At 35.8% G+C, this 24,618-nt stretch carries 22 protein-coding genes and 1 riboswitch; of the genes, 15 read left to right on the top strand and 7 right to left on the bottom strand.

Annotated elements, in window-relative coordinates; all coding sequences use genetic code 11:
• Nucleotides 1–987: 987 nt before the first annotated feature.
• The 7 genes from gyrA to dnaA form a co-directional block, all read right to left on the bottom strand.
• A complete protein-coding gene (gyrA, locus tag C8C76_RS09015) occupies nucleotides 988–3,594 on the bottom strand; it encodes a DNA gyrase subunit A (RefSeq protein WP_108140888.1) in 2,607 nt (868 codons plus the stop codon).
• Nucleotides 3,595–3,626: 32 nt separating this feature from the next.
• Nucleotides 3,627–5,549: a DNA topoisomerase (ATP-hydrolyzing) subunit B gene (gene gyrB, locus C8C76_RS09020; RefSeq protein ID WP_108140890.1), complete on the bottom strand. Its 1,923-nt coding sequence runs from the start codon at nucleotides 5,547–5,549 to the stop codon at nucleotides 3,627–3,629.
• The gene (gene remB / locus C8C76_RS09025; protein ID WP_108140892.1) at nucleotides 5,549–5,809 is read right to left on the bottom strand and encodes an extracellular matrix regulator RemB; all 261 of its coding nucleotides are present in this window, start codon (nucleotides 5,807–5,809) and stop codon (nucleotides 5,549–5,551) included. The genes gyrB and remB overlap by 1 nt, the downstream gene beginning before the upstream one ends.
• Nucleotides 5,810–5,813: 4 nt before the next feature.
• Nucleotides 5,814–6,938, bottom strand: coding sequence for a DNA replication/repair protein RecF (recF, locus tag C8C76_RS09030; RefSeq protein WP_108140894.1), 1,125 nt, complete (start codon nucleotides 6,936–6,938; stop codon nucleotides 5,814–5,816).
• A gap of 3 nt (nucleotides 6,939–6,941) precedes the next feature.
• Nucleotides 6,942–7,160 (bottom strand): RNA-binding S4 domain-containing protein, encoded by a 219-nt coding sequence (locus tag C8C76_RS09035; RefSeq protein ID WP_108140896.1) that lies wholly within the window; start codon nucleotides 7,158–7,160, stop codon nucleotides 6,942–6,944.
• A gap of 89 nt (nucleotides 7,161–7,249) precedes the next feature.
• The gene (dnaN, locus tag C8C76_RS09040; protein WP_108140898.1) at nucleotides 7,250–8,359 is read right to left on the bottom strand and encodes a DNA polymerase III subunit beta; all 1,110 of its coding nucleotides are present in this window, start codon (nucleotides 8,357–8,359) and stop codon (nucleotides 7,250–7,252) included.
• A gap of 304 nt (nucleotides 8,360–8,663) precedes the next feature.
• Nucleotides 8,664–10,076, bottom strand: a complete 1,413-nt coding sequence (gene dnaA / locus C8C76_RS09045; protein WP_108140900.1) for a chromosomal replication initiator protein DnaA — start codon at nucleotides 10,074–10,076, stop codon at nucleotides 8,664–8,666.
• A 545-nt stretch (nucleotides 10,077–10,621) separates the two neighbouring features.
• On the opposite strand from dnaA, the gene rnpA reads away from it, so the two are divergent.
• From rnpA to gcvPB, 15 genes are all read left to right on the top strand, one after another.
• Nucleotides 10,622–10,951 carry a ribonuclease P protein component gene (rnpA, locus tag C8C76_RS09050; protein ID WP_108140902.1) on the top strand — a complete coding sequence of 110 codons (330 nt, stop codon included), beginning with the start codon at nucleotides 10,622–10,624 and terminating at the stop codon, nucleotides 10,949–10,951.
• Between the two features lie 97 nt (nucleotides 10,952–11,048).
• Nucleotides 11,049–11,258, top strand: coding sequence for a membrane protein insertion efficiency factor YidD (gene yidD, locus C8C76_RS09055; protein WP_108140904.1), 210 nt, complete (start codon nucleotides 11,049–11,051; stop codon nucleotides 11,256–11,258).
• 14 nt (nucleotides 11,259–11,272) lie between these two features.
• Nucleotides 11,273–11,923, top strand: a complete 651-nt coding sequence (locus C8C76_RS09060; RefSeq protein WP_108140906.1) for a YidC/Oxa1 family membrane protein insertase — start codon at nucleotides 11,273–11,275, stop codon at nucleotides 11,921–11,923.
• Between the two features lie 2 nt (nucleotides 11,924–11,925).
• A complete protein-coding gene (jag, locus tag C8C76_RS09065) occupies nucleotides 11,926–12,561 on the top strand; it encodes an RNA-binding cell elongation regulator Jag/EloR (protein ID WP_108140908.1) in 636 nt (211 codons plus the stop codon).
• Nucleotides 12,562–12,700: 139 nt separating this feature from the next.
• Nucleotides 12,701–14,095, top strand: a complete 1,395-nt coding sequence (mnmE, locus tag C8C76_RS09070) for a tRNA uridine-5-carboxymethylaminomethyl(34) synthesis GTPase MnmE (protein ID WP_108140910.1) — start codon at nucleotides 12,701–12,703, stop codon at nucleotides 14,093–14,095.
• Nucleotides 14,096–14,119: 24 nt separating this feature from the next.
• Nucleotides 14,120–16,030, top strand: a complete 1,911-nt coding sequence (gene mnmG / locus C8C76_RS09075) for a tRNA uridine-5-carboxymethylaminomethyl(34) synthesis enzyme MnmG (protein ID WP_108140912.1) — start codon at nucleotides 14,120–14,122, stop codon at nucleotides 16,028–16,030.
• Nucleotides 16,017–16,748, top strand: a complete 732-nt coding sequence (gene rsmG / locus C8C76_RS09080; RefSeq protein WP_108140914.1) for a 16S rRNA (guanine(527)-N(7))-methyltransferase RsmG — start codon at nucleotides 16,017–16,019, stop codon at nucleotides 16,746–16,748. The genes mnmG and rsmG overlap by 14 nt, the downstream gene beginning before the upstream one ends.
• 113 nt (nucleotides 16,749–16,861) lie before the next feature.
• Nucleotides 16,862–17,662 (top strand): nucleoid occlusion protein, encoded by an 801-nt coding sequence (gene noc / locus C8C76_RS09085; RefSeq protein ID WP_108140916.1) that lies wholly within the window; start codon nucleotides 16,862–16,864, stop codon nucleotides 17,660–17,662.
• 41 nt (nucleotides 17,663–17,703) lie between these two features.
• Nucleotides 17,704–18,465 carry a ParA family protein gene (locus C8C76_RS09090; protein WP_108140918.1) on the top strand — a complete coding sequence of 254 codons (762 nt, stop codon included), beginning with the start codon at nucleotides 17,704–17,706 and terminating at the stop codon, nucleotides 18,463–18,465.
• Nucleotides 18,458–19,303 (top strand): ParB/RepB/Spo0J family partition protein, encoded by an 846-nt coding sequence (locus tag C8C76_RS09095; protein WP_108140920.1) that lies wholly within the window; start codon nucleotides 18,458–18,460, stop codon nucleotides 19,301–19,303. Before C8C76_RS09090 ends, C8C76_RS09095 begins: the two co-directional genes overlap by 8 nt.
• Nucleotides 19,304–19,355: 52 nt before the next feature.
• Entirely contained in the window at nucleotides 19,356–20,042 is a 687-nt protein-coding gene (locus C8C76_RS09100) for a DUF554 domain-containing protein (RefSeq protein ID WP_108140922.1), read from the top strand.
• 55 nt (nucleotides 20,043–20,097) lie between these two features.
• A riboswitch (glycine riboswitch) is annotated at nucleotides 20,098–20,181 on the top strand.
• A 96-nt stretch (nucleotides 20,182–20,277) separates the two neighbouring features.
• Nucleotides 20,278–21,351 carry a glycine cleavage system aminomethyltransferase GcvT gene (gcvT, locus tag C8C76_RS09105; RefSeq protein WP_108140924.1) on the top strand — a complete coding sequence of 358 codons (1,074 nt, stop codon included), beginning with the start codon at nucleotides 20,278–20,280 and terminating at the stop codon, nucleotides 21,349–21,351.
• A gap of 67 nt (nucleotides 21,352–21,418) precedes the next feature.
• Complete coding sequence (gcvH, locus tag C8C76_RS09110; RefSeq protein WP_108140926.1) at nucleotides 21,419–21,802, top strand: glycine cleavage system protein GcvH; 384 nt, start codon at nucleotides 21,419–21,421, stop codon at nucleotides 21,800–21,802.
• 2 nt (nucleotides 21,803–21,804) lie between these two features.
• The gene (gcvPA, locus tag C8C76_RS09115; RefSeq protein ID WP_108140928.1) at nucleotides 21,805–23,142 is read left to right on the top strand and encodes an aminomethyl-transferring glycine dehydrogenase subunit GcvPA; all 1,338 of its coding nucleotides are present in this window, start codon (nucleotides 21,805–21,807) and stop codon (nucleotides 23,140–23,142) included.
• Nucleotides 23,143–24,576: an aminomethyl-transferring glycine dehydrogenase subunit GcvPB gene (gene gcvPB, locus C8C76_RS09120; protein ID WP_108140930.1), complete on the top strand. Its 1,434-nt coding sequence runs from the start codon at nucleotides 23,143–23,145 to the stop codon at nucleotides 24,574–24,576. It abuts the gene before it with no gap.
• The last annotated feature ends 42 nt before the right edge of the window (nucleotides 24,577–24,618 follow it).

The following is a 24,618-nucleotide window of genomic DNA, read 5'->3' on the forward strand; positions in this document are numbered from 1 at the left end:
ATTTTAGTGGAGATTATTTGTGCGACGCTTATTATCTTATCAAGCTCTTTTAACTTTGTCAAGAACTTTTTAAAATAATTTTGTCGGCCGGAAAAGTCTTTTGTTTTTCGGCGACAAATAATATAGTAACATCTATGATCACTGCTGTCAAAAAAAAAATAAAAAAACTTCCTCCAAGTAGATAATAATTTCTATTAAAGCTATCTACTATAAAGGAAGTTCTTATTATTCTTGTTTTTAAAGATCATTTTTATATATTTTTTCATTATAATTTACTACTTTAACCAAGATAATCTATATAATCATCATTATCAGTATTTTTCTGTTTGGTATTAATTCCAAACCCAAATGCAGCGATCTCAGCAAACTCATTAACAAATTTCTCAAACTTTCTCATAGTTATCACTCCTTATAGTATTATAAAATTATTGTTTTCTTATTGTTTTCTTATCGAGAAAAATTGATTTTAACCAAAATAATCAATATATTCGTCGCTATCTTTATCGATATTTCTAGCTAAACCAAATCCCATTGCAGTTGTTTCAGCGAAATTGTTAAGAAATCTTTCCACTCTATTCATAATTATCACCTCTTATAGTATTTTTAAATTATAGGTTTCTTTTAAAATTATATTTTTTTCTTAAAACTTATTACTTTCTATAACCTCTAGCCTTCATTTCTAATTCTGCTGCTTCAAAAATAAAATCTTTTACTTTTCTTAGCATCTTATATCACCCCTTGTAGTTTTGTAAAATTATAGGTTTTATTAACTTTCTTATTTTCTTATTGAGTACATTATATCGAATAAGAATTATTATGATGTAAAGTAGTTAACAATTATTAAAATTAATATGAGTTATTTACTCAACTTTACTTATCTGTATTCATTTTATGTTAATTCATAGTTATATAAAGTAAAATTGATTACATTTGAAAAAAACTCCACAGAATTTTGATCTCTGTGGAGTTAACTTATCATATTAGTAATTATTCTTCTGTATCTGTATTATCTGTTTCAATTTCTTCCTCTGCTTCAAGTTCAGCCTCTTCTGCAGCTTGAGCTTCCTCTGCTTCTCTGTCTATTTTTTCAACAATCCTGTCAAAACGAGCTTCTGCAATTTCTTCCGGGCTTAATTTTTCTTTTTCTTCCTTATCTTCAGCTTCATCTTCTAAAATATCATCATTAATTCTGGCTAAAGATACAACTTTATCATCTTCGCCAACATTGATTATTTTAACACCCATTGTATTTCTACCAGTAGTTGATATTTCAGCCGCTGGAACTCTAATAATAATACCATCCTGAGTTATAACCATCATTTCCAGGCTGTCATCAACAATTCTGGCTGCAGCAAGCTTACCATTCTTCTCAGTAATATTAGCGGTAATTATACCTTTACCGGCTCTATTTTGAATTCTATAGTCAGAAATTGGAGTCCGCTTACCATAACCATTTTCAGTAATTACCAGTAGTTCTTCTCCTGCAGAATCTATTCCCATATCGATTACCCGATCATCTTCTGCTAAATTAATTCCTTTAACTCCATAAGAATTTCTACCTACAGAGCGAACATCAGCCTCATTAAAATGAATAGCCTTGGCATTACGGGTAACCAGGAAGATGTTTTCGTCCTCTTCAATAATTCTGACCCCAATTAGTTCATCATTTTCTCTTAAATTAACAGCAATTAGTCCGGTATAATTGGTATCATACTCTTCTAAAGCTGTCTTTTTGATTAAACCATTTTTGGTGGCCATAATTAAATAGGCATCTTCCGGGAACTCTTTAATTGGGATAACTGCATTAATCTTTTCTTCTGCCTCTAATTCAAGCAGGTTAACAATAGCAGTACCTCTGGCCTGACGACCTGTTTCCGGTATCTGATATCCCTTTAATCTGTAAACTCTCCCCTGGTTGGTAAAGAATAAGAATTTATAGTGAGTGGTAGTTGTAAAGATATTCTCCACAAAATCCTCTTCTTTGGTGCTGATTCCTATTACTCCTTTACCACCCCGGCGCTGACTGCGGTATAAATCAAGCGGCATCCGCTTAATATATCCCTGATTGGTCATAGTTACTACAATCTGCTCTTCTTCAATTAGATCCTCTAATTCAAGGTCTGTAGCTCTATTCATAATTGCAGTTCGGCGCTCATCATTATATTTATCTTTAATTGCTAAAATTTCTTCTTTAATAATTTCTAATAATTTTCCTTCATCTGCTAAAACAGATCTATAATATGTTATTTTTTCCTGTAAATCTTTATATTCTGTTTCTATTTTATCTCTTTCTAATCCGGTCAGGCTCTGCAGTCTCATTCTTAAAATAGCATTGGCCTGAGTCTCAGAAAGATCATAGTTCTCCATTAATTTAATTCTGGCTGTATCAACTTCATCAGCATTTTTAATCATTTCCACTATTTCATCAATATTAGCCAGGGCAATCCTGTAACCTTCTAGAATATGAGCTCTATCTAAGGCTTTATCCAGATCATACTGAGTTCGGCGTCTGATAACCTCTTTTTGATGTTCTAAGTAATGTTCTAAAATTTGTTTTAAGGATAAAACCTTGGGCTCTTTATCTACCAGAGCTATCATTATCACACTGAAGGTAACCTGAAGTCTGGAGTGTTTAAATAGCTGATTTAAAACTACTTTGGGAGTAGCTTCTCTTTTTAATTCAATTACTATTCTCATTCCATCACGATCTGATTCATCCCTGATATCAGAAATCGCATCAAGTTTTTCATCCTTAACCAGCTCAGCAATTCTTTTGATTAAACGAGCCTTATTTACCTGATAAGGCAGTTCATCAACAATGATCTGCTTTCTATTTACAGATAAATCTTCAACTCTGGTTTTTGCTCTTACAGTTAATTTACCGCGCCCATTTTTATAGGCCTTATAGATGCTGCCGCGGCCCATAATCTGACCGCCTGTAGGAAAATCAGGTCCCTTGATAGTTCCCATCAATTCCTTGGTTGTAATCCCCGGATTGTTGATCAATTTAATTACTCCATCAATTACTTCACCTAAATTATGAGGTGGAATACTGGTTGACATTCCAACTGCAATTCCTGAAGTACCATTAACTAATAAATTAGGAAATCTAGCGGGTAATACTTCCGGTTCTTCCAGCGATTCATCAAAGTTAGGAATAAAATCAACTGTTTCTTTATTGATATCAGTCATCATCTCTGAGGCAATAGGAGCCATCCTGGCCTCTGTATAACGCATAGCTGCGGCACTATCACCGTCAATCGAACCAAAGTTACCATGACCATCTACCAGCATATAGCGGTAGGAAAAATCCTGTGCCATCCTAACCATCGTATCATAAACTGCTGTATCTCCATGTGGGTGATACTTACCCAGTACTTCTCCAACAATACGAGCAGATTTTTTATGAGGTTTGGTATGAGTCATCCCCAGGTCATTTAAGGCATATAAAATTCTTCTGTGGACCGGCTTTAAACCATCTCTAACATCCGGCAGAGCTCTTCCTACAATTACACTCATTGAGTAATCAAGGTAGGAAGTTCTCATTTCTTTATCTATGTCAATTTTTTTAACTCTTGCTGCTTTTTGATCCAAAATATTTCACCAACCTTTATCTTATAATAAATTTATACATCAAGATTTTTAACTTCTCGGGCATGTTTTTGAATAAATTCACGTCTTGGAGCAACCTTGTCCCCCATTAAAATAGAGAAGGTCTCATCAGCCATGATTGCATCTTCTATATCTACCTGGAGTAAAATTCTATTATCTGGATCCATAGTAGTATCCCAGAGCTGAGAAGGATTCATCTCACCCAGACCCTTATATCTCTGCATGGAAACTCTGTCTTTTCCTATTTCCTCAAGCAGCTCCTTAAGTGCTTTATCATTGTAAACATATTCTTCTCTTCTACCCTTTTTGACCTTATATAAAGGTGGTTGTGCAATATAGATATTTCCATTTTCTAATAAAGGGCGCATATACCGATAAAAGAAGGTTAAAAGTAAAGTTCTAATATGAGCACCATCAACATCGGCATCAGTCATAATTATAATTCGATCATAACGAATATTATTTATATCAAACTCTTCTCCTACCCCTGTTCCAATAGCAGTAATTAGAGCTCTTATTTCATCATTATTTAAAATTTTATTTAATCGTGATTTTTCTACATTTAAAATTTTACCTTTAAGCGGCAAAATAGCCTGAAATTCTCTGTCCCGGCCCTGTTTAGCAGAACCACCGGCAGAGTCACCCTCAACGATATATACTTCTGTGTCATCAGCCTTCCTTTTTGAACAGTCTGCCAGTTTCCCCGGTAGAGCTGTAGATGTTAGGGCACTTTTTCTTCTGGTTAAATCTCTGGCTTTCCGGGCAGCTTTTCTTGCCTGAGCTGCACTCATTGCCTTCTCAATAATCGCCTTACCTACCTTAGGATTTTCTTCTAAATATGTTTTCAAAAATGAAGAAACGGCAGAATCAACAAAACCCCGCATCTCACTGTTACCGAGCTTGGTTTTAGTCTGTCCTTCAAACTGGGGTTCAGATAATTTAACACTAATAATAGCAATCATACCTTCTCTAATATCTTCACCTTTGAGGTTGTCATCCCCATCTTTTAAAATATTTTTGCTGCGGGCATAATCATTAAAAGTACGGGTAGTAGCTGATTTAAAACCGCTTAAATGAGTTCCACCCTCTTTGGTGTTAATATTATTGGCAAAGGTATAAAGTGAAGTATTATATCCCTGATGGTACATAATTGCAACTTCAATTGAACCCTCTTCACCTTCATCTTCTATGTAAATTGGTTCTGAAAGCAGAGGTTTCTTACTCTGTGCTAAATATTCAACAAAGGAAACCAGTCCACCATCAAAGTGGAATTCTTCCTCTTCAACCTCTTCCTGACGGGTATCCTTGATTTTTATTGTTGTACCTTTATTTAAAAAAGCCAGCTCTTTTAAGCGCTGAGCTAAGACTCTAAATTCAAAATCAATTTCTTCAAAAATAAGTGGGTCAGGTTTAAATTCAATAGTGGTTCCTGTACATTCACTGTCACAGCTTCCTACTACCTGCAGCTCATGCTGAGGAATCCCTCTCTCGTATTTCTGCTTATAAACCTTACCATCTTTCCAGGCAATCTCAACTTCCATCCACTCGGTGAGTGCATTTACAACTGAAACACCAACACCATGTAAACCACCTGAAACCTTATACCCCTCTCCACCAAATTTACCACCTGCATGAAGTGTTGTCATTACTACCTCTACAGCTGGTTTATCAACTTTAGGGTGGATTTCAACTGGGATTCCCCGGCCGTCATCCTGAACTTTAATTACATTTCCGGGCTTGATTTCAACTGAGATTTCTGTACAGTAGCCAGCCATAGCTTCATCAATACTATTATCAACTACCTCATAGACTAAATGATGCAGCCCTTCTATACTTGTAGAACCAATGTACATCCCCGGTCTTTTACGAACCGCTTCCAGTCCTTCTAATACCTGTATATGTTCTGCTTCGTAATTACTTCTGTCCTTAATATCCATCAATATCCCCCATTTTCTTCTGTAAACTTATCAACTCTATCTCCAAGTGTCTTAGATGAGATCATTGAAAGATAAATTGTCTCTCCTGTTAACACAAAAGAACGGGGATCTCCCCCGGAATAATCAACAATAAATCCTTCTTCATCAGAAATCTCTAAAAATTCCTCAGTTATCTCAGATGAAGTCGTACTCTCTAAATCACCAATTAATACTACTTCTTTTGATGGAATCATATAACCATCACCAAGATGTAAAAACATATGTCTAATTCACCCTCTTTTTTATTCTCCCCTTTTTAACCTGATAAACATTATAGGAGTTATTTTTAATTCCGGATAAATTTTCTCCATCTGTTGCTGTAATTATAGTCTGAATTTTATCAGCTATAATATTAATCAATGCTTTTCTTCTTAAACCATCTAATTCCGAAAAAACATCATCTAAAAGCAGGACTGGATATTCTCCGGTCTCTGACTTCATAAATTCCAGTTCTGCCAGTTTTAACGATAGAGCAGCAGTTCTCTGCTGTCCCTGAGATCCATATTTGCGAAGATCCATATCATTAACCTTTAATATTAAATCATCTCTATGAGGTCCAACTACTGTATAACCTCGAGAAATTTCCTGATCACGCTTTGAAATTAGGGCATCTATAAAAACTTCTCTTAATTCTGCTTCTCCCAGTTTTTTAGAAAAATTATTAAGAGAAATATCATATTCCAGCTCTAAATTTTCCCTTCCTTCAGTAATTTTACGCTGAGAAAGTCTGGCCAGAATTTTTAGTTTATCTACAACTTCAATTCTTTTTAAAATTATTTTTGAGCCTACTGCCGCCAGCTGTTCATCCCAGACAGAAAGCATTTCCCGATCAGTTGACTTTCCATCTCTAATTGATTTTAATAAATTATTTCGCTGTTTTAAAAGATGATCATATTTATTTAAAAGGTGATTATAATAGCGGCTGACCTGAGAAATTTCAAGATCTATAAACTCTCTTCTGTGCGATGGTCCCTCTTTAACCAGCTTTAAATCCTCAGGAGAAAATAAAACTGCATTTAAATATCCCAGCAGTTCTTTCACTTTATCCAGAGGATTATCATTAATTTCAACCTGGCGTCCACTTTTTTCTAAACGCATGGCTAACTTTATTTTACCTTCTCTGCGCCGTAAAAGCAACTGAACAAGTGCTTTTTCCTGATCCCAGTTGATCATTTCGGAAGTAATACTACTCCGATGCGAGTTAGCAGTGGCCATTAAATAAATTGATTCTAAAAAATTAGTCTTCCCCTGGCCGTTGGCACCCAAGAAAATATTTAAATTTGGATTTAAATCAATCATCAGCTCTTCAAAATTACGAAAATTTCGGCAGAGAACTCTTTCTAAATACATTAATTATCCCCGACTTACTTTATATTTTTTATCTTCAGCCTTTAATTTAACTATATCTCCAGCTTTTAAAGTTTTACCCCTCTTTAATTCTATTTCTCCATTAACCTCTACTTCTCCTGCCTGAATTAAATGTTTAGCTTCGCCACCACTCATTACAATATTGGCCCATTTTAAAAATTGATCTAAATTAATTGTATCACTTGTTATTTTTACTTCTTCCATTTCTAAATAACCTCCTCAATTACAGTAAGTGTACCCCCTTTAATAACTTTCCAGATATCAACAGACCATTACACTTTATTAGCTTTTAATTATGATTGTGAACGGACCGGCATAATCAGATAAATAAACTTATCCCCATCTTTTTGAGAATTAACAACAAGGGGATTTAATGGTCCTATCATTTCTATATTAATTTCGTCAGAATCTAATACTTTTAAGACATCAATGAAATAGCCGGCGTCAATATTAATTTTCTGCTCCGGACCTTCAATATCAATCTTTACTTCCTCATGTGCATAACCAGAACTACCCTCTGCTGAATTGATCTCCATTAAGCCATCATCTGCCTGAAGGGTAATTATATTTGCATCAAGTTTTGCAATCAGAGAAGCTCTTTTTACTGCACCGTGCAGCTGGGAGAGATCTGCAGAAAATTTACTGTTTGATTCATCCGGAATAACCAGCTCATAATTTGGAAATTTACCCTCGATTAAGCGGGAAATAACCTCTATTCCAGCAAAATTAAAACGAGCATAATTACTGTCAACCTCTATCTCAACACTTCCCTCATCTTCCAGTAAATTATTTAATTCCTGTAAGGTGCTGCCTGGTAAAATAACAGCAATTTTTTCATTAACTGAAGTCTGTAAAGGAGCTTCAATATATGAAAGACGGTATGTATTTGTAGAAACCATCTTTACTTTTTCTGCTTCAACTTCAAATAAAGCACCTGTTAAAGCAGGCTGAGTTTCATCCTTTGAGGTTGAAATTCTAACCTTTTTGATCATTTCTTTAAATTTACTTGAAGGCAGAGTAAACTTTGCACTCTCTTCTACCTGCGGCAAATTGGGAAATTCATCTGGATCATAACCATTTATTTTAAATAAAGAATTAAGACATTTAATCTGCAGCTGCCATTTATCCTTATTTAATTCTATCTTTACTTCTTCATTAGGCAGTTCCCTAATAATATTTGAAAATTGAGTAGCAGGCAGCACAATTGATCCGTCAATTTCTGCCTCTACTTTTAAATCATATTTGATTCCCAGCTCCAGATCAGTTGACTTTAAAGTTAATTTATTATTTTCCAGCTTTAAAAAGATTCCAGTTAAAATAGGTAATGTTTGATTTTTAGCTACAGCTCTTCTAACTATGTTCAGAGCATTATATAAATCTTTTTGATTGATTGAAAATTTCAAAGTATATCCCTCCTGATTAAAAGTTATTAACAAAAACGAAAATATATAATAATGGTTAATTTATTAATAAAACTAGTAGTAATAGTAGTAGGGGCTGTGAATATGTGGATAAGCCCTTAAGTACTATTGAGAGCCTGATTTCACCTGTAGATAAGTTGTTAGTCGATAGGACAAGAGTTATCCACATACTAACAGTTAAAAATTATCAACAATCTATCAACAGGCACCTTAATAATTATCCACAGAAAATGTTAATAGATAAAATGTGGAGCTAAGTATTAAAAAATTAACAGCAAAAAAAGTTTTAACCGTGCTTAATTGTATCAATTAATCTTTCAATTTTATTACTAAAATCATCTTCATTTTCTATTTTTTCTTTAATTTTATTGTGAGCATGGATTACAGTTGTATGATCACGGCCGCCAAATTCATTACCAATATGAGGTAGAGAAAAATCAGTTAATTCTCGACTCAAATACATGGCTATCTGACGGGGAAAAGCTATATTTTGAGTTCTTTTTTTGGATTCCATATCTTCCATTTTTAAATTATAATCATCAGTTATAATTTTTTTGATCCTTTCAATATTAACTTCTATTGATTCATTTTTCTTTTTATTAACCAAATCTTTTAAAGCTTCTCTTGCCAGATCGACATCAATTTCCCTGTCAACAAGGGATGAATAGGCAATTACCTTAACCAGAGCCCCTTCTAATTCTCTAATATTAGATTGAATTTTATTGGCAATATAAATAACTACTTCATTTGGAATAGTTAGATTTTCTATATCTGCTTTTTTTCTCAAAATAGCAATTCTGGTTTCTAAATCAGGTTTTTGAATATCAGTAATTAAACCCCATTCAAAGCGGGAACGGAGCCTTTCTTCTAAAGTAGGAATTTCTTTTGGGGGTCGATCACTTGATATAATTAACTGGCGATTTGATTCATGTAATGTATTAAAGGTATGGAAAAACTCTTCCTGTGTTCTTTCTTTGCCGGCCAAAAACTGAATATCATCAACCAGTAGAATATCAATATTTCGGTATTTATCTCTAAAATCAACAGTAGAATCATCCTTGATAGAGTTAATAAGTTCATTGGTAAAGGTTTCCGAAGAAACATAAACAACTTTATAATCAGGATTATTTTTCAAAATAAAATGGGCAATAGCCTGCATCAGGTGGGTTTTTCCAAGTCCTACATCACCATAAATAAAAAGAGGATTATATGCCTTTGCTGGAGCTTCGGCAACGGCAAGAGATGCTGCATGAGCAAAGCGGTTGCTGTTACCGACTACAAAAGTATCAAATGTATATTTTGGATTAAAGCCATTTTGCTTTAATTCTGATTCTATACTGTCTTCTTCAATATTTTCTTCAACTATTTCAACTTCCTGCGTTTTTTCTTCAGCTGTATCTTTATTATTTTCCTTATTTTCTTTAAATTTCTTTACTTCTTTGGGAGTTAATAAAAGTAGAGTCCACTGATTACCAGTTAAATCTTCGAGGATTTCTTCTATTAAATCAGTATACTGACTTTCTATCCATTCCTGGATAAAATTATTTGGTACCTGCAGTACCAGCTGATTTTCTGCAGTAGTCATAACTGCCTTAGTTTCTGAAAACCAGGTATTAAAACTGGGATTTGTAATTTTTTCTTTAATATTTTCTAAAGTTTTCTTCCAGATGTGATCTAATTCTTTTTGCGAGAAAGACATAAAATACCTCCTGTAATTCTAAAAAATTGTGCTTAAGTTAAAGTTATCCCCAATCAACGGGGATAAATAGGGGTTTATCCACAAAATTGTGGACAACTATATAAATTATCCACAGAAAAAAGAAATATAACTTCACTGTTAAAGCAGTAAAATCACTTTCTAAATTTAAAATTCGAATAAAAATTTGTTAATAAAAAGACAAAAGATATCCACAAAGAATGATTGTTATTAACAGTTTGTGGATAAAAAATTAAGAAATTGTGGATAAGTTGCTGTATTTGATTGGTTTTTATGGCTATGTTGATTATTTTATGAACAGATTGTTAATAATCTCTTAACTATTAGCTCGGTAAGGATAAAAATTTAATCCAAATAACCATATTAATAATAACAGATTATCAACAAATTATCAACATAGGCTTTAAAAATTTATCTTGTGGATAAAGTTAAATCTCCTTGACTCTACTATCTAAATAGCATATAATTTTAAATGTATGAATAAAAAATTAGCTTAGTTGTGGATTATTTTAGCTGGAGGTTATTTGGTGGAGAGTCTTAAAAAGAATAAGGAGTTTAAAAAAGTATATGAAAATGGAAGTTCATATGCGACAAGAAATCTTGTAATTTACTGCTTAAATTACGAAAAAGGAAAAAAGAACCGCTACGGTTTATCAGTCAGCAAAAAAATTGGTAATGCTGTTGTCCGAAACAGGCTGAAAAGAAGATTGAGAGAGATTATTAGAGAATTTGAAAGAGAAAAAGAATTTAAAGGTTATGATATAATTTTTATTGCCCGAAAACCAGTTGTTAATCTTGATTATCATCGTTTAAAAAAAGATGTAAAAAAGTTGTACCAAAAGATGAATATAATTTAAATTACATAGAAATTGGAGCTTATTAGTTTTATTTATCTAATTCTACATAATTATTAGTAACAAAATGATTATGAAACTGGTTAAATAAGGTGGTAAAATGAAAAAATTATTTTTGTTTTTTATTAAAATCTATCAGAAGATTATTTCACCCTGGACTCCCAAAAGCTGTCGTTTTCGTCCTACCTGTTCAGAATATACAAAACAGGCAGTTCAAAAATACGGAGCTTTAAAAGGAGGCTGGATGGGATTAAAGCGAATTTTGCGCTGTCATCCTTTCAATCCTGGGGGATATGATCCGGTAGAATAGGAGGAATTTATTAAATGTTTGATTGGTTAATTAATGGAATGGCATACGCTTTAGATTTTATTTACAATATTGTTGGTAATTATGGTCTGGCAATTATTATTTTCACTCTGTTGATTAAGCTGGTTCTTTATCCTTTAACAGCTAAACAGACGCGTTCAATGAGAGAGATGCAGGAAATACAGCCTGAAATGAAAAAAATTCAGGAAGAATATAAAGATGATAAGGAAAAGCAGCAGGAAGCAATGATGGAACTTTATCAGGAACATGGTGTTAATCCAGCTGCAGGTTGTCTGCCGATGATTGTTCAGATGGCAATTTTGATTCCTTTATACAGGACTATTTTTGCTTTAGGTGACAAAATGGCAAATGAAGCATTTTTATGGATTGGAACAATTACTAATGGGTCACTGGCTGAGCCGGATATTGCGATTGTGCTTTTAAATGCACTTGTAATGCTGGGACAGACATATATGACTCAGAAAATTTCTGGAGGAGAAGGCAAGAGTAATAAGATGATGTACATGATGCCTCTCTTTATAGTATTTATTGGTTTCTCATTACCTGCTGGTGTCTTATTATACTGGTTTACATCAACCCTATTTACTGTAGGTCAGCAGTATTTTCTATCCAAAGAACCTAGCAGAATCAAGGGGGATGCAGAATAAAAATGAAAAGCATAAAAGTAGAAGCTAAAAATGTAGAAAAAGCTGTAGAAAAAGCTCTGAATAAATTAGGAATTACAAGAGAAGATGCTGAAATTAATGTTATAGATGAAGGTAGTAAAGGCTTACTTGGATTAATCGGAACTAAAGATGCTGTTGTAGAGGTAAAAGAAGTTTTCGATCCTGTCAAAAAGGGCAAAGAGTTTTTGGAAAGCCTTTTAGAAAAAGCCAATATTAATGTTGGTGTAGAAATCATGGAAGAAAAAAGTGATGCTGAACAGGTAGTTTACAACCTAACAGGAGAAAAAGAACTGGGTCTGGTTATTGGTCATCGAGGAGAAACTCTTGATGCAATGCAGTATTTAACTTCTATCTATATTAATAAAGAGCTGGAAGAATATTTTAGAGTTCTACTTGATGCTGAAGGTTATCGTGATCGCCGCCAGCAAACTTTAGAAAGACTGGCAGAAAGACTGGCAGCAAAGGCAGAAAGAAAAAAGAGAAAAGTTGTTTTAGAGCCGATGCCGCCACATGAAAGAAGGATTATTCATATAGCACTTAAGGAAAATAAAAATGTTAAATCATACAGTGAGGGAAAAGAACCCTACCGTAAAGTTATGATAGAACCATTAGATAAATAAAATTATCTAATCTAAATAAAGTGCTGTATTACTTTGGTGCAGCAGTTAATAAACAGAAAATAAAAGAAGCAGATGGCTTTTATCATTAACCCAGCAGGGATTTTCTCTGCTGGGTTATCTTTTAGGAGGTGTTTAGAAATTGGATATATTAAAAGAAGATACTATTGCAGCAATTGCAACTCCATTTGGCACAGGAGGGACCGGTAAAATTAGAATTAGTGGACCCCAGGCTTATCAAATTGGAGATAAGATTTTTAGTTCTGTCAAAAAAGAGAAAAAGATTTCTGAGCAGGAGACTTATACTGCTCACTATGGACATATCAAAGATCCGGAGACTGAGAAAACAATTGATGAGGTGGTGGCAGTGATGATGAGGGGCCCCCACTCATTTACCGGAGAAAATGTACTCGAATTTGACTGTCACGGAGGGATGACTCCCCTGAGAGCAGTCCTGGACTTAACTTTAAAACACGGAGCCAGGCTGGCTGAACCGGGAGAATTTTCGCAGAGAGCTTTTCTGAACGGCAGAATTGACCTGGCTCAGGCAGAAGCTATTATCGAAGTTATTAATTCTAAAACGGAAAAAAGTCTGGATCTGGCTGTTGACCAGCTGAACGGAAAACTTTCTAAAAAAGTTGATCAAATTAAAGAAGAGGCTGTAGAAATACTTGCTCATCTGGAAGCTGCCATTGATTATCCAGAAGATGAAATTGAAGGATTCTCTCCGGCTGAGCTGGGTGATAAATTTAATTATATAAAAGAAGAGATAGAAAAATTATTAAAAAGTAGTAAACAGGGTAAGATCTATAAAGAAGGTTTGAAAACTGTAATTGTTGGCAAGCCAAATGTAGGTAAATCAAGCCTTTTAAATTATTTCTTAGAAGAAAAAAGGGCAATTGTAACAGATATTCCCGGAACAACCAGGGATGTTATTGAAGAATATGTTAATCTGCAGGGGATCCCACTAAAAATTATTGATACAGCTGGGATTAGAGAAACAAGAGATGCTGTAGAAAAAATTGGTGTTGAGCGGACCAGAAAATCAGCCGAAAAAGCGGATCTGGTGCTCTTTATGCTTGATATAAATCAGGGGATCACAGAAGAAGATAGAGAAATTTATAAATTAATTAAAGATAAGCCCCTGATAATAATAGTTAACAAGACTGATCTGCCAGCAAAAATTGAAAAAGAAAAGATTGAAAAAGAATTTTCCGAACACAGTGTTCTCTGGATATCACTTTTAGAAGAAGAAGGTTTAAATGAACTAAAAGATGATATTTTAGCTGAAATTTTGGATGAGGAAATTGATACAGATGCTGAAACGGTAGTCACTCAGAGCAGACATCGTGATGCTCTGGTTAAGGCTGAAGAAGCAATTGAACGGGTAATTGTTTCACATGAAACAAATATGCCCTATGATTTTTTAACTATTGATTTAAAAGACTGCCTTGATGGACTTGGAAAGATAACAGGAGAAACAGTCGCAGATGATATTTTAGATAGAATATTTAATGACTTTTGTCTGGGAAAATAATTTTAAAAGTAAGGGAGAGATATAATGGATTTTCATAGATATCCAAAAGAGTACGATGTAATTGTCATTGGAGCCGGTCATGCCGGTTGTGAAGCATCTCTGGCACCTGCAAGAATGGGTATGAAGACTTTAACCCTAACAGTTAGTCTGGATCATGTAGCATTTATGCCCTGTAATCCTTCACTCGGAGGACCTGGTAAGTCTCATATAGTGCGAGAAATTGATGCTTTAGGCGGAGAAATGGCCAAAAACATGGATGAAACAATGATTCAAATCAGAATGCTGAATACAAGTAAGGGTCCAGCAGTTCATGGTCTGCGGGGCCAATCAGATAAAGATGAATACCACAAGCGAATGAAACAGGTTTTAGAACAGGAAGATAATATAGATTTAAAACAGCAGATAGCAGAAGATATAGTTGTTGAAGATGGAGAAGTTAAAGGGGTTGTAACTAAAACCGGAGTCTTTTTCCCCGGCAAAAAGGTTATTTTGACAACAGGAACCTTTTTAAAAGGAAGAATAATAATTGGGGAGGCTAAATTTAATGCCGGCCCAAACCAGCAGTATCCGGCAAATAAACTTTCCGGAAGCTTAAAAGATCTGGGAATCAACCTGCGCCGCTTTAAAACTGGAACCCCACCAAGAGTGAGCAAAAAGTCTATGGATTTTTCAAAAATGGAGCCGCAGCCGGGAGAAGAAGGTTTGAGTTTTTCTTTTGAGTCTGAGCCTTTAACCGGTGAGCAGGCGATGTGTTATTTGACCTATACTTCGGAAGAAACCCACAGAATTATTAATGATAATAAGATGAGAACTCCTTTATTCAGTGGAGTGATTGATGGGGTTGGACCGCGATACTGTCCTTCGATTGAGGATAAAGTAGTTCGTTTTCCTGATAAAGGAAGGCATCAGTTATTTATTGAGCCGGAGGGTTTGGGAACTGATGAATATTATGTTTCTGGCCTTTCTACCAGCTTACCTTATGATGTACAGATTGAAATGGCAAGAACTGTACCTGGTTTAGAAAATGTAGAGATAATGAGGCCTGGTTATGCAATTGAGTATGACTGTGTAGATCCGGAAGAATTAAAACTTGATTTAGAACTAAAAAAAGTAAAGGGTTTATATACAGCCGGTCAAATTAATGGTAGCTCCGGCTATGAAGAAGCTGCCGGCCAGGGTTTAATAGCAGGTATTAATGCTGCTTTGAGTCTGCAGGATAAAGAGCCGGTGATTTTAAAACGATCTCAGGCCTATATAGGTGTTTTAATCGATGATCTGGTAACAAAAGGAACACCTGAGCCCTATAGAATTATGACTTCTCGAGCAGAATACAGGCTGCTGCTGCGCCAGGATAACGCAGATCAGCGTTTAACTCCTCTGGGAAGAGAAATTGGTCTGGTCAGTGATCAGAGATATGAAAATTATCAGGAAAAAATGGAGGGTGTAAAAAAAGCCCTTGGATTTTTAAGAGCAGATGAAAACCAGGTTAATCCGACTAAAGAAGTTAGAGCCAGACTGGAAGAGTTGGGAAGTGGAAACTTAAGTAAACCTGTAAGTCTAGAAAAACTTCTGCGCCGGCCTGAAATTTCTTATTCAGATCTGAAGTTTTTTGCTGAAGATCTGCCGGAGATTAAAAAAGATGTTCAGGAACAGGTAGAAATCCAGGTTAAATATAAAGGTTATATCGAACGCCAGGAAGCTCAGGTAGAGCAGTTTAGAAAAATGGAAGAGAAAAAAATTCCTGAAGAACTGGATTATAATCAGCTTGATAATCTGCGTCTGGAGGCTAGAGAAAAGTTGAATAAGATTAGACCGCTTTCTATCGGCCAGGCGTCAAGGATTTCAGGTGTTTCTCCAGCTGATATTTCTGCTTTAATGATTTATTTGGAGCAGTATAATAGAACTAAAAAGGATGATCAGAATGGAGAAAAATAAAAAGGAATTCATAAAAAAATTAAAAGACGGAATAGAAGAGTTAAATATTTCCTACAGCAGCGAGCAGCTTGAGCAGCTGTGGGAATACTACCTTTTCTTTATTGAGGAAAATAAGAAATATAATTTAAGCACAATTACAGAAGCAGATGCTGTTATCAAAAAACATTTTTTAGATTCGCTGGTGATATTAAAACAGCTTAATTTAGAAGGTCGTAAGAGATGGCTTGATATCGGGAGTGGAGCTGGCTTTCCAGGTATGGTTTTAAAATTATTTTTACCTGGAGACAGTTTTTATTTGCTCGATTCTTCAGCAAAAAAGGTTAATTTCTTAAATCAGCTGAGTTATAAACTGGGGCTTAAGGGTATTGATGCTACCCACGGTAGAGCTGAAGATCTGGCACAAATTGGTGAATGGAGGTCTTCTTTTGATTATGTCTGCTCAAGGGCAGTTGCATCTTTAAATATTTTGCTGGAATATGCAGTCCCTTTTTTAAAAATAGGTGGTTTGGCTTATCTTTATAAAGGACCGGAATATGAAGAGGAAATTGAAGCAGCTCAGGCTGCTTTAAAAACACTTGGAGCTGAGGTTGAAGAAATAATAGAGCTTGATGTGCCGGGTTTAGAAGCTGAGAGATATTTAATTGTGGTTAAAAAAACAGCCAAAACTCCCGAAAAATATCCTCGCCGGGCTGGAATTCCAAAAAAACGCCCCCTTTAATTTATTTCCCGGGAAATAGTTTTGGAATTGACTTAATTCTGGCTAAATTAAATATTTATAAAGGAGATTTAAGTAATTTAGAGAAATATATTTTTATGTGGGGGTAATTATGAATGAAAATTCCTTTCTTTAATCAGGAAGACCAAAAAAACAGGGATCAGATTGTAGAAATTAAAGTAGAAGAAATCAAAGTTAATCCTTTTCAACCGCGGCAGGAGTTTAATCAGGCTGAAATTAAAGAGCTTGCAGATTCAATTAAGAATTTCGGCTTAATCCAGGCAATTACAGTTAGGGAAAAAGAAAATGAATATGAACTAATTGCTGGTGAGAGAAGGTTGAGAGCTGCCCGATTATTAAATAAGGAAGTTATTCCGGCTGTGGTTAAGGATTTTAATGACCAGCAGATGGCAGAAATAGCTCTGATTGAAAATCTGCAGCGTAAAGATTTAAATTTTTTAGAAGAAGCTAAGGCCTATCAGCGATTATTGGATGAATTTGATTTAACTCAAAAAGAGCTGGCGGCAAGAGTTTCTAAAAGCCAGTCGACTATAGCCAACAAATTGCGTTTGTTAAATCTGTCAGAGCAGATTCGAGAAAAAATTCTGGCAGCTGATTTAAGTGAGAGACACGGGAGATCTCTTCTGCAGCTGGACAGTCCGGCAGAACAGCTGGCAGTGGTTGAAGAAATAAGTAAAAAAGGGCTTAATGTTAGAGAGACTGAAAAACTGATCAAGAAAAGAAAGCAGCCGGCTGCAAAGAGAAAAAAGATAAAACATATTTCTGATGATCTTCGTCTTTTTGCTAATTCTCTCGAAAAAAGAATTTCAGAGATTAAGGATTCAGGGATAAATGTTGAATTTGAGCGCAGTGATGATCAGGATACTATCGAATATTATATCAAACTTTCCAAATAAGAATTTATAGATTTAAATAATGTTCACAAAGAGGTGAAATAATGGCTAAAAAAATTGCAATTGTCAATCAGAAAGGTGGGGTTGGCAAGAGCACAACAGCAGTTAACTTAAGTGCTGGCCTGGCAGAAAAAAATAATAAGGTTTTACTGATTGATATTGATCCTCAGGGGAATGCAAGCAGTGGCCTGGGAATTGAAAAATCTGAGGTTGAATATACAATCTATGATTTATTAATTGAATCTGAGCCGCCGGCGAAGGCTATTTTGCAGAGTGAAAGCAAAAATCTGGACATCATTCCTGCCAATATTGAGCTGGCAGGGGCTGAAATAGAGCTTGTTTCTATTATCTCCAGGGAGAGCAGATTAAAAAAATCATTAAAAAATCTTGACCGTGATTATGATTATATAATTATTGATTGTCCTCCTTCTTTAGGACTTTTAACTTTAAATGCTCTGACCGCAGCCGACAGTGTTATGGTTCCTATTCAGTGCGAATATTATGCCCTGGAGGGGCTGGGGCAGCTGATGAATACTATTGAGCTGGTCAGAAAAAATTTGAATTCAGATTTAAGAATCGAAGGTGTTTTAATGACCATGTATGATGCCAGAACCAATCTTTCTGAACAGGTAATTGATGAGGTTAAAGATTATTTTTCTCAACTTGTTTTTGAGACGATAATTCCTCGCAATGTTCGTTTAAGTGAGGCTCCAAGTTTTGGTAAGCCAATATTAGACTACAGCTCCTCCTCCAAAGGAGCGGAAGCATACAGAAAATTAGCAGAGGAAGTGATCTCTCTTGAGTAAAAAAAGACTTGGTAAAGGCTTAAGTGCTTTAATAAATAATGAAGAAAATGTTGATCAAAACAGGGTTGAAGAAGTTTTTGTTGATCAAATCGAAGCAAATCCATTTCAGCCGCGGAGTACATTTGATGAGGATGCTTTAAATGAACTGGCAAATTCAATACGAGAAAAGGGTGTTATTCAGCCAATTACTGTCCGCAAGATTAAAGCAGAAAAGTATCAGATTGTAGCAGGAGAAAGGCGCTGGCGGGCATCAAAACTTGTTGGTTTAAACAAAATCCCGGCAGTAATTAGAAATTTTGACGATCAGGAAATGCTGGAAATAGCTCTAATTGAAAATATACAGCGGGAAGATTTAAACCCGGTGGAAGAAGCAAAAGCTTATAAGGAAATGCTCGATAATTTTGAAATCACTCAGGCCGAGCTGGCCAAACAGGTAGGTAAAAGTCGCTCTAATGTTTCAAATATGGTTAGATTATTAAAATTAGCTGAAAAAGTCAAAAACCACCTTGAGCGGGGGACAATTACCATCGGTCATGCGCGAGCATTACTATCCCTGGATAAGGAAGCCGCTCAGGTTGCAGCCTGCGAAAATATTATAATTCAGGATTTGACTGTCAGGGAGACAGAAAAGTATGTGGAGAAACTTAAAAACCCCTTAAAAGATAAGGAAAAGAAAAAAGAAAAAGAAGAACTGCCTCAGGCCTGGCAGCAGGCAGCAGCAGAATTAGAAAAGAAATTAGGGACAAAAGTTAAGATTAAACAGCGCAAGAAAAACAATCTGCTGACTATTGAGCTTGATAGTGTAGATAGATTAAATGAACTTGTTAAAAAACTTTAATAGTGTTTCATGTGAAACAAATATATATAGAAGAGAGTAGATAGGTGATATAATGATAGGAACTATAGTTAATGTAGCATCAGTGCTAACCGGAAGCACAGTCGGAGTTCTTTTCCGGGGTAAATTTCCTGAAAAAGTACAGACAACTGTAATTCATGGAATTAGTCTGGCTGTAATTTTAATTGGGATGAAGATGGCTTTTAGTATCGAAAAAGATCCGGATATTCTACTGGTTATTTTTAGTCTGGTGATTGGAGCAGTAATTGGGGAGCTTCTGCAGCTTGAGAAAAGGTTAAATGATTTTGGTGAAGGTTTAAAAGAAAAGTTTGGGGGAGAAGATGATCTTTTTGTTCAGGGCTTTGTTCAGGCCAGCTTAATCTACTGTGTAGGGGCAATGGCTATTATGGGCTCGATTCAGGATGGGCTTAATGGAGATCCCAGCATTTTATTCACCAAATCACTGCTGGACGGCATAACTTCGATTGCTTTTGCAGCCAGCACAGGGATTGGAGTTGCTTTTTCAGTAATTCCGATACTGCTTTACCAGGGGAGCATTACTTTAGCGGCTGGTTGGGCTGCTGTATATCTGACCGAAGATATGATTAGAATAATGACAGCCAGCGGAGGCCTTTTAATTACAGCGATTGGTTTAAATATGCTGGGAGTCAGTAAAATTAAAGCTGGTAATCTTCTGCCCGCACTGCTTGTAGCTGTAGTACTGACAGCATTTGTATTTTAATTTTGCAATATTTAAAAAAATAATATATAATTGTAACATAGAATTTAATAAACGGGTGAAGGCTGGATGAGAGACCCTAGATGGCGCCGAAGGAGCAAGGGAGACCGAAACTCTCAGGCAAAAAGAATTCAGCTGGACGTAACTCTGGACATAGCAAATTATTAATGAACAGGGAGTCGGATTTCTTTCCGGCTTCCTGTTTTCTTTTTATCAAAATTTAAAGGAGGTCAAATAAATGAAAAAAACTCCACTCAATCAGGTACATAAGAATATGGGAGCAAAAATGACTGATTTTGGCGGCTGGGAAATGCCGGTAGAATATACCGGTATTATTGAAGAACATAAGGCTGTCAGAAATAAATGCGGTCTTTTTGACGTCTCTCATATGGGAGAAATTCTTGTCAGTGGTAAAAATGCTAAAAAATCGCTGCAGAAAATCATTGCAAATGATTTAAATAAGTTGGAAAAAGGTAAAATTATTTATACGCCAATCTGTAAAGAAGATGGGGGAATTATTGACGATCTGCTTGTTTACTCTCTGCAGGATGATCAGTTTTTACTGGTTGTAAATGCCTCTAATATTGAAAAAGATTATAACTGGATAAAAGAACACCTGCTTGAAGATACGACTGCTGAAAATTTATCAGCTAACTATGCGATGGTGGCACTACAGGGACCAAACTCTAAAAAAATATTGACTCAATTAACAGATATTGATTTAAACAGCCTCAGTTATTACAGGTTTAGAGAAGCGAAAGTCGCCGGTGTTAATATGATAGTTTCACGGACTGGCTATACAGGTGAATTAGGTTATGAACTTTATTTTGAGCCTGAAGAAGCTGAAAAAATGTGGGATGAGTTAATGGAAGCAGGTTCAGATTTTGGCCTGCAGGCCTGTGGTCTCGGCGCTAGAGATACTCTGAGGCTTGAAAAAATATATGCTCTCTATGGTAATGATATAGATGAAAGCACCAACCCTTTTGAGGCTGGATTAAGCTGGACAGTTGAACTCGACAAAGGAGATTTTATTGGTAGAAAGAAATTAATAGATATAAAGGAAAACTGCTGTCAGAGAAAACTAACACCATTTGTAATCAGGGGTAGAGGTATGGCTCGCCACGGTTATGAAGTCTATGCTGGAGAAGAAAAGATTGGTGAAGTAACCAGCGGCAGTTATTCTCCTACATTAGAAGAAGGAATAGGCCTGGCTTACCTAAAAAGCGAACATACGGAAGTAGGTAGTGAGATTGAGATCAAAGTGAGAAATAGAAAAATCAAGGCTGAGGTAGTAAAAGGTCCTTTTGTCTAGTTTAGGATCTTTAAAAATAATTAAGAGTAATTAATTGCTGCATTAAAAATTATAAGGAGGAATAAAAATGAGTGTAAAAGAAGATTTATATTATTCAGAGGATCATGAGTGGGTTAGAGAAGAAGAAGACTATCTTGTAATTGGTGTTACTGATTTTGCTCAGGAAGAGCTGGGAGACATCGTTTTTGTTGAATTACCAGAAGTTGATGAAGAGTTTGATAAAGATGATAGTTTTGGAGTTTTAGAGTCAGTTAAAGCTGTTTCTGACACCTTTATCCCTGTTAGTGGTAGAGTTATCAAAGTTAATGAAGACTTACTTGACAATCCTGAATTGATCAATGATGACCCTTATGGTGAAGGCTGGTTAATTAAGGTTGATCCGGCTGATGATTCTGAGCTGGATGAACTTTTATCTGCAGAGGAGTATGCTGAATTCATAGAGGAGGAATAAGCATGGATTATATTTCCAATACAGCAGCAGAAAAAAATAAAATGCTGAAGGAGATTGGAATTAAAGAGATTAAAGATCTTTTTCAGATGATACCAGAAGCAGTATCAGCAGATGATGAATTAAATATTGAGTCAGGAATTTCCGAAATGGAATTGATGAGAAAGGCTCAGGCACAGGCAGCTAAGAACAAAAGCCTTGATCAACAGATTTCTTTCCTGGGAGCAGGGGCCTATGATCATTATGTTCCCGGTATAATAGATGCTTTAATTTCTCGTTCGGAATTTTATACGGCCTATACCCCTTATCAGGCTGAATTGAGCCAGGGGACTCTGGAGGCAATTTACGAATACCAGAGTATGATCTGTGATCTAACAGGGATGGGTATTGCTAACGCCTCAATGCTGGATGGCGGCTCAGCAGCTGCAGAAGCGGTTACGATGGCTGCGAGAATCACCAGAAATTCCAGGGTGATCTTGCCTGACACAATTAATCCTGCTTATAGAGAAGTTATCAAAACTTATGGAGCCGGAGTAGATCTTGATTTTGTTGATTTAGAAACAGAGGATCAGTTTATTGACCCGACTCAGCTTAAAGAAAATCTTGATGATCAGACTGCAGTTGTAGTTCTGCAGTATCCAAATTTCTATGGCTCTATAGAAAAAATGGAAGAAATTTCAAAAATGGTTAAAAACAACAAAAAAACTTTACTGCTGGTAATCGCCAATCCAGTCTTACTTGGAGTTTTAAAAGCACCTGCTGATTTTGGTGCTGACATTGTAGTTGGAGAAGCACAAAACCTCGGCAGTGGCCTCAATTATGGAGGACCATACCTTGGTTTTATGGCCTGTAAAGATGATAGGAGGATGCTCAGACAGCTTCCGGGTAGAATAGTTGGAAAAACAACTGATGTTGACGGAAAAGAAGGTTTTGTGCTAACTCTGCAGACCAGGGAACAGCATATTCGCCGAGAAAAGGCAACTTCCAATATCTGTACAAATGAGGCCCTAAACGCTTTAATGGCTACAATTTATCTCTCCACAATGGGTAAAGCAGGTCTAAAAGAAGTTGGAGAGCAGTCCTATCATAAAGCTCATTACTTAGCTGATAAACTTGATCAGCTGGCCGGTTATCAGGTTTTAAATAAGGAAAATTTCTTCAATGAATTTGTTTTAAAAACTGAAAAGGACAGTACAGAATTGATTAAGGAACTTTTAGCTGATGATATAATTGCCGGTTATGATTTAAAAGAGGCGGGCAGTGAAGGGATTCTGGTCTGTGTAACTGAAAAAAGAAGCAAAGCAGAAATGGATAAATTAGTAGAAAAACTGGAGGTGCTTTAAGTGGAGGAAAAATTAATAAAAGATTACAGCAGTCCTGGACGCAGAGGTTATTCTCTACCTCCGCTTGAGGTGGGAAAAAGCGATATAAACGAAAATTTAGCTGGTTATTTAAGAGAAGAGATTGAACTGCCGGAAGTTAGTGAAGTTGATGTAGTTCGTCATTATACGGCATTAAGCGAAATGAATTATGGGGTTGACTCCGGAATTTATCCACTTGGTTCCTGTACTATGAAATATAATCCTAAAAGAAATGAAAGAGTGGCCAGAATTTCTGGCCTGAGCAATATTCATCCCTATCAGCCGATAGAACAGCTGCAGGGCTCATTGGAAATACTATATCAGTTGAAGTTAGATCTGGCAGAAATAAGTGCTATGGATGAAATCACACTTCAGCCTGCCTCAGGGGCACACGGCGAATTTACTTCTCTTTTGATAGTTAAAAAATATTTTGAAGATCGTGAAGAAAATAGAACAAAAGTAATTGTACCGGATTCAGCTCATGGAACCAATCCTGCCAGTGCAGCAATGGCTGGTTTTGATGTGGTTGAAATTGCTTCTAACGAAAGAGGTATGGTTGATCTGGACGCCCTGGCAGAAGCGCTCGATGAAAATACTGCTGCTCTAATGCTGACCAATCCCAATACTCTTGGTATTTTTGAAGAGGATATTTTAAAAATAACTGAAATGGTTCATGAAGTCGGAGGCCTTGTATATTATGATGGCGCTAATATGAATGCTATCATGGGTTATGCTAAACCCGGGCTGATGGATTTTGATTTAATGCACTTTAATCTGCATAAGACATTTTCAACTCCTCACGGTGGAGGTGGACCTGGTTCTGGTCCGGTTGGAGTAAAGGACTTTTTAGCTCCATATCTGCCTAAGCCAGTTTTAAAAAAGGATCAAGAAAAATATTTCTGGGATTATCAGCGGCCAAAATCAATTGGGAAAGTGCACAGCTTTTATGGAAATTATGGTGTAATGCTCAGAGCCTGGGCCTATATTAAAACTGTAGGTGGCAAAGGACTTAAAGAGACAACAGAAAATGCTGTTTTAAATGCTAACTATTTAAAAGCGAGACTTAAAAAGGACTTTGAACTTCCCTATGCTGAAGAAAGCCTGCATGAGTTTGTCCTCTCCGGCAGCCGGCAGAAGGAGGAAGGGGCATCAACCCTTAATATAGCAAAAAGATTATTAGATTATGATCAGTATGCACCAACAATTTATTTCCCGCTGGTAGTTAAAGAGGCTATGATGATTGAGCCGACAGAGACTGAAAATATAGGAACTCTGGATCATTTTGTGGAAACTATGCTGACTATTTCCCGGGAAATAAAAGAAGATCCAGAACTGGTTATAAATGCCCCCCATACAACAACTGTTAGAAAGCTTGATGAAACAGCAGCTGCTAGAAATCCTGATTTGCACTGGTAAATGATGCTGGTTTGATACTTAAAAGAACTTTAGAACTTTAGC

The sequence above is a fragment of the Halanaerobium saccharolyticum genome, from assembly GCF_003053565.1.
GTDB classification, from domain to species: Bacteria; Bacillota; Halanaerobiia; order Halanaerobiales; family Halanaerobiaceae; genus Halanaerobium; species Halanaerobium saccharolyticum_B.

Coding starts and splice junctions, on each gene's coding strand:
- gyrB (WP_108140890.1), bottom strand. CDS start 5,549: ATGGATATTAAGGACAGAAGTAATTACGAAGCAGAACATATACAGGTA.
- remB (WP_108140892.1), bottom strand. CDS start 5,809: ATGTTTTTACATCTTGGTGATGGTTATATGATTCCATCAAAAGAAGTA.
- recF (WP_108140894.1), bottom strand. CDS start 6,938: ATGTATTTAGAAAGAGTTCTCTGCCGAAATTTTCGTAATTTTGAAGAG.
- C8C76_RS09035 (WP_108140896.1), bottom strand. CDS start 7,160: ATGGAAGAAGTAAAAATAACAAGTGATACAATTAATTTAGATCAATTT.
- dnaA (WP_108140900.1), bottom strand. CDS start 10,076: ATGTCTTTCTCGCAAAAAGAATTAGATCACATCTGGAAGAAAACTTTA.
- yidD (WP_108140904.1), top strand. CDS start 11,049: ATGAAAAAATTATTTTTGTTTTTTATTAAAATCTATCAGAAGATTATT.
- C8C76_RS09060 (WP_108140906.1), top strand. CDS start 11,273: ATGTTTGATTGGTTAATTAATGGAATGGCATACGCTTTAGATTTTATT.
- jag (WP_108140908.1), top strand. CDS start 11,926: ATGAAAAGCATAAAAGTAGAAGCTAAAAATGTAGAAAAAGCTGTAGAA.
- mnmG (WP_108140912.1), top strand. CDS start 14,120: ATGGATTTTCATAGATATCCAAAAGAGTACGATGTAATTGTCATTGGA.
- rsmG (WP_108140914.1), top strand. CDS start 16,017: ATGGAGAAAAATAAAAAGGAATTCATAAAAAAATTAAAAGACGGAATA.
- noc (WP_108140916.1), top strand. CDS start 16,862: ATGAAAATTCCTTTCTTTAATCAGGAAGACCAAAAAAACAGGGATCAG.
- C8C76_RS09090 (WP_108140918.1), top strand. CDS start 17,704: ATGGCTAAAAAAATTGCAATTGTCAATCAGAAAGGTGGGGTTGGCAAG.
- C8C76_RS09100 (WP_108140922.1), top strand. CDS start 19,356: ATGATAGGAACTATAGTTAATGTAGCATCAGTGCTAACCGGAAGCACA.
- gcvT (WP_108140924.1), top strand. CDS start 20,278: ATGAAAAAAACTCCACTCAATCAGGTACATAAGAATATGGGAGCAAAA.
- gcvH (WP_108140926.1), top strand. CDS start 21,419: ATGAGTGTAAAAGAAGATTTATATTATTCAGAGGATCATGAGTGGGTT.
- gcvPA (WP_108140928.1), top strand. CDS start 21,805: ATGGATTATATTTCCAATACAGCAGCAGAAAAAAATAAAATGCTGAAG.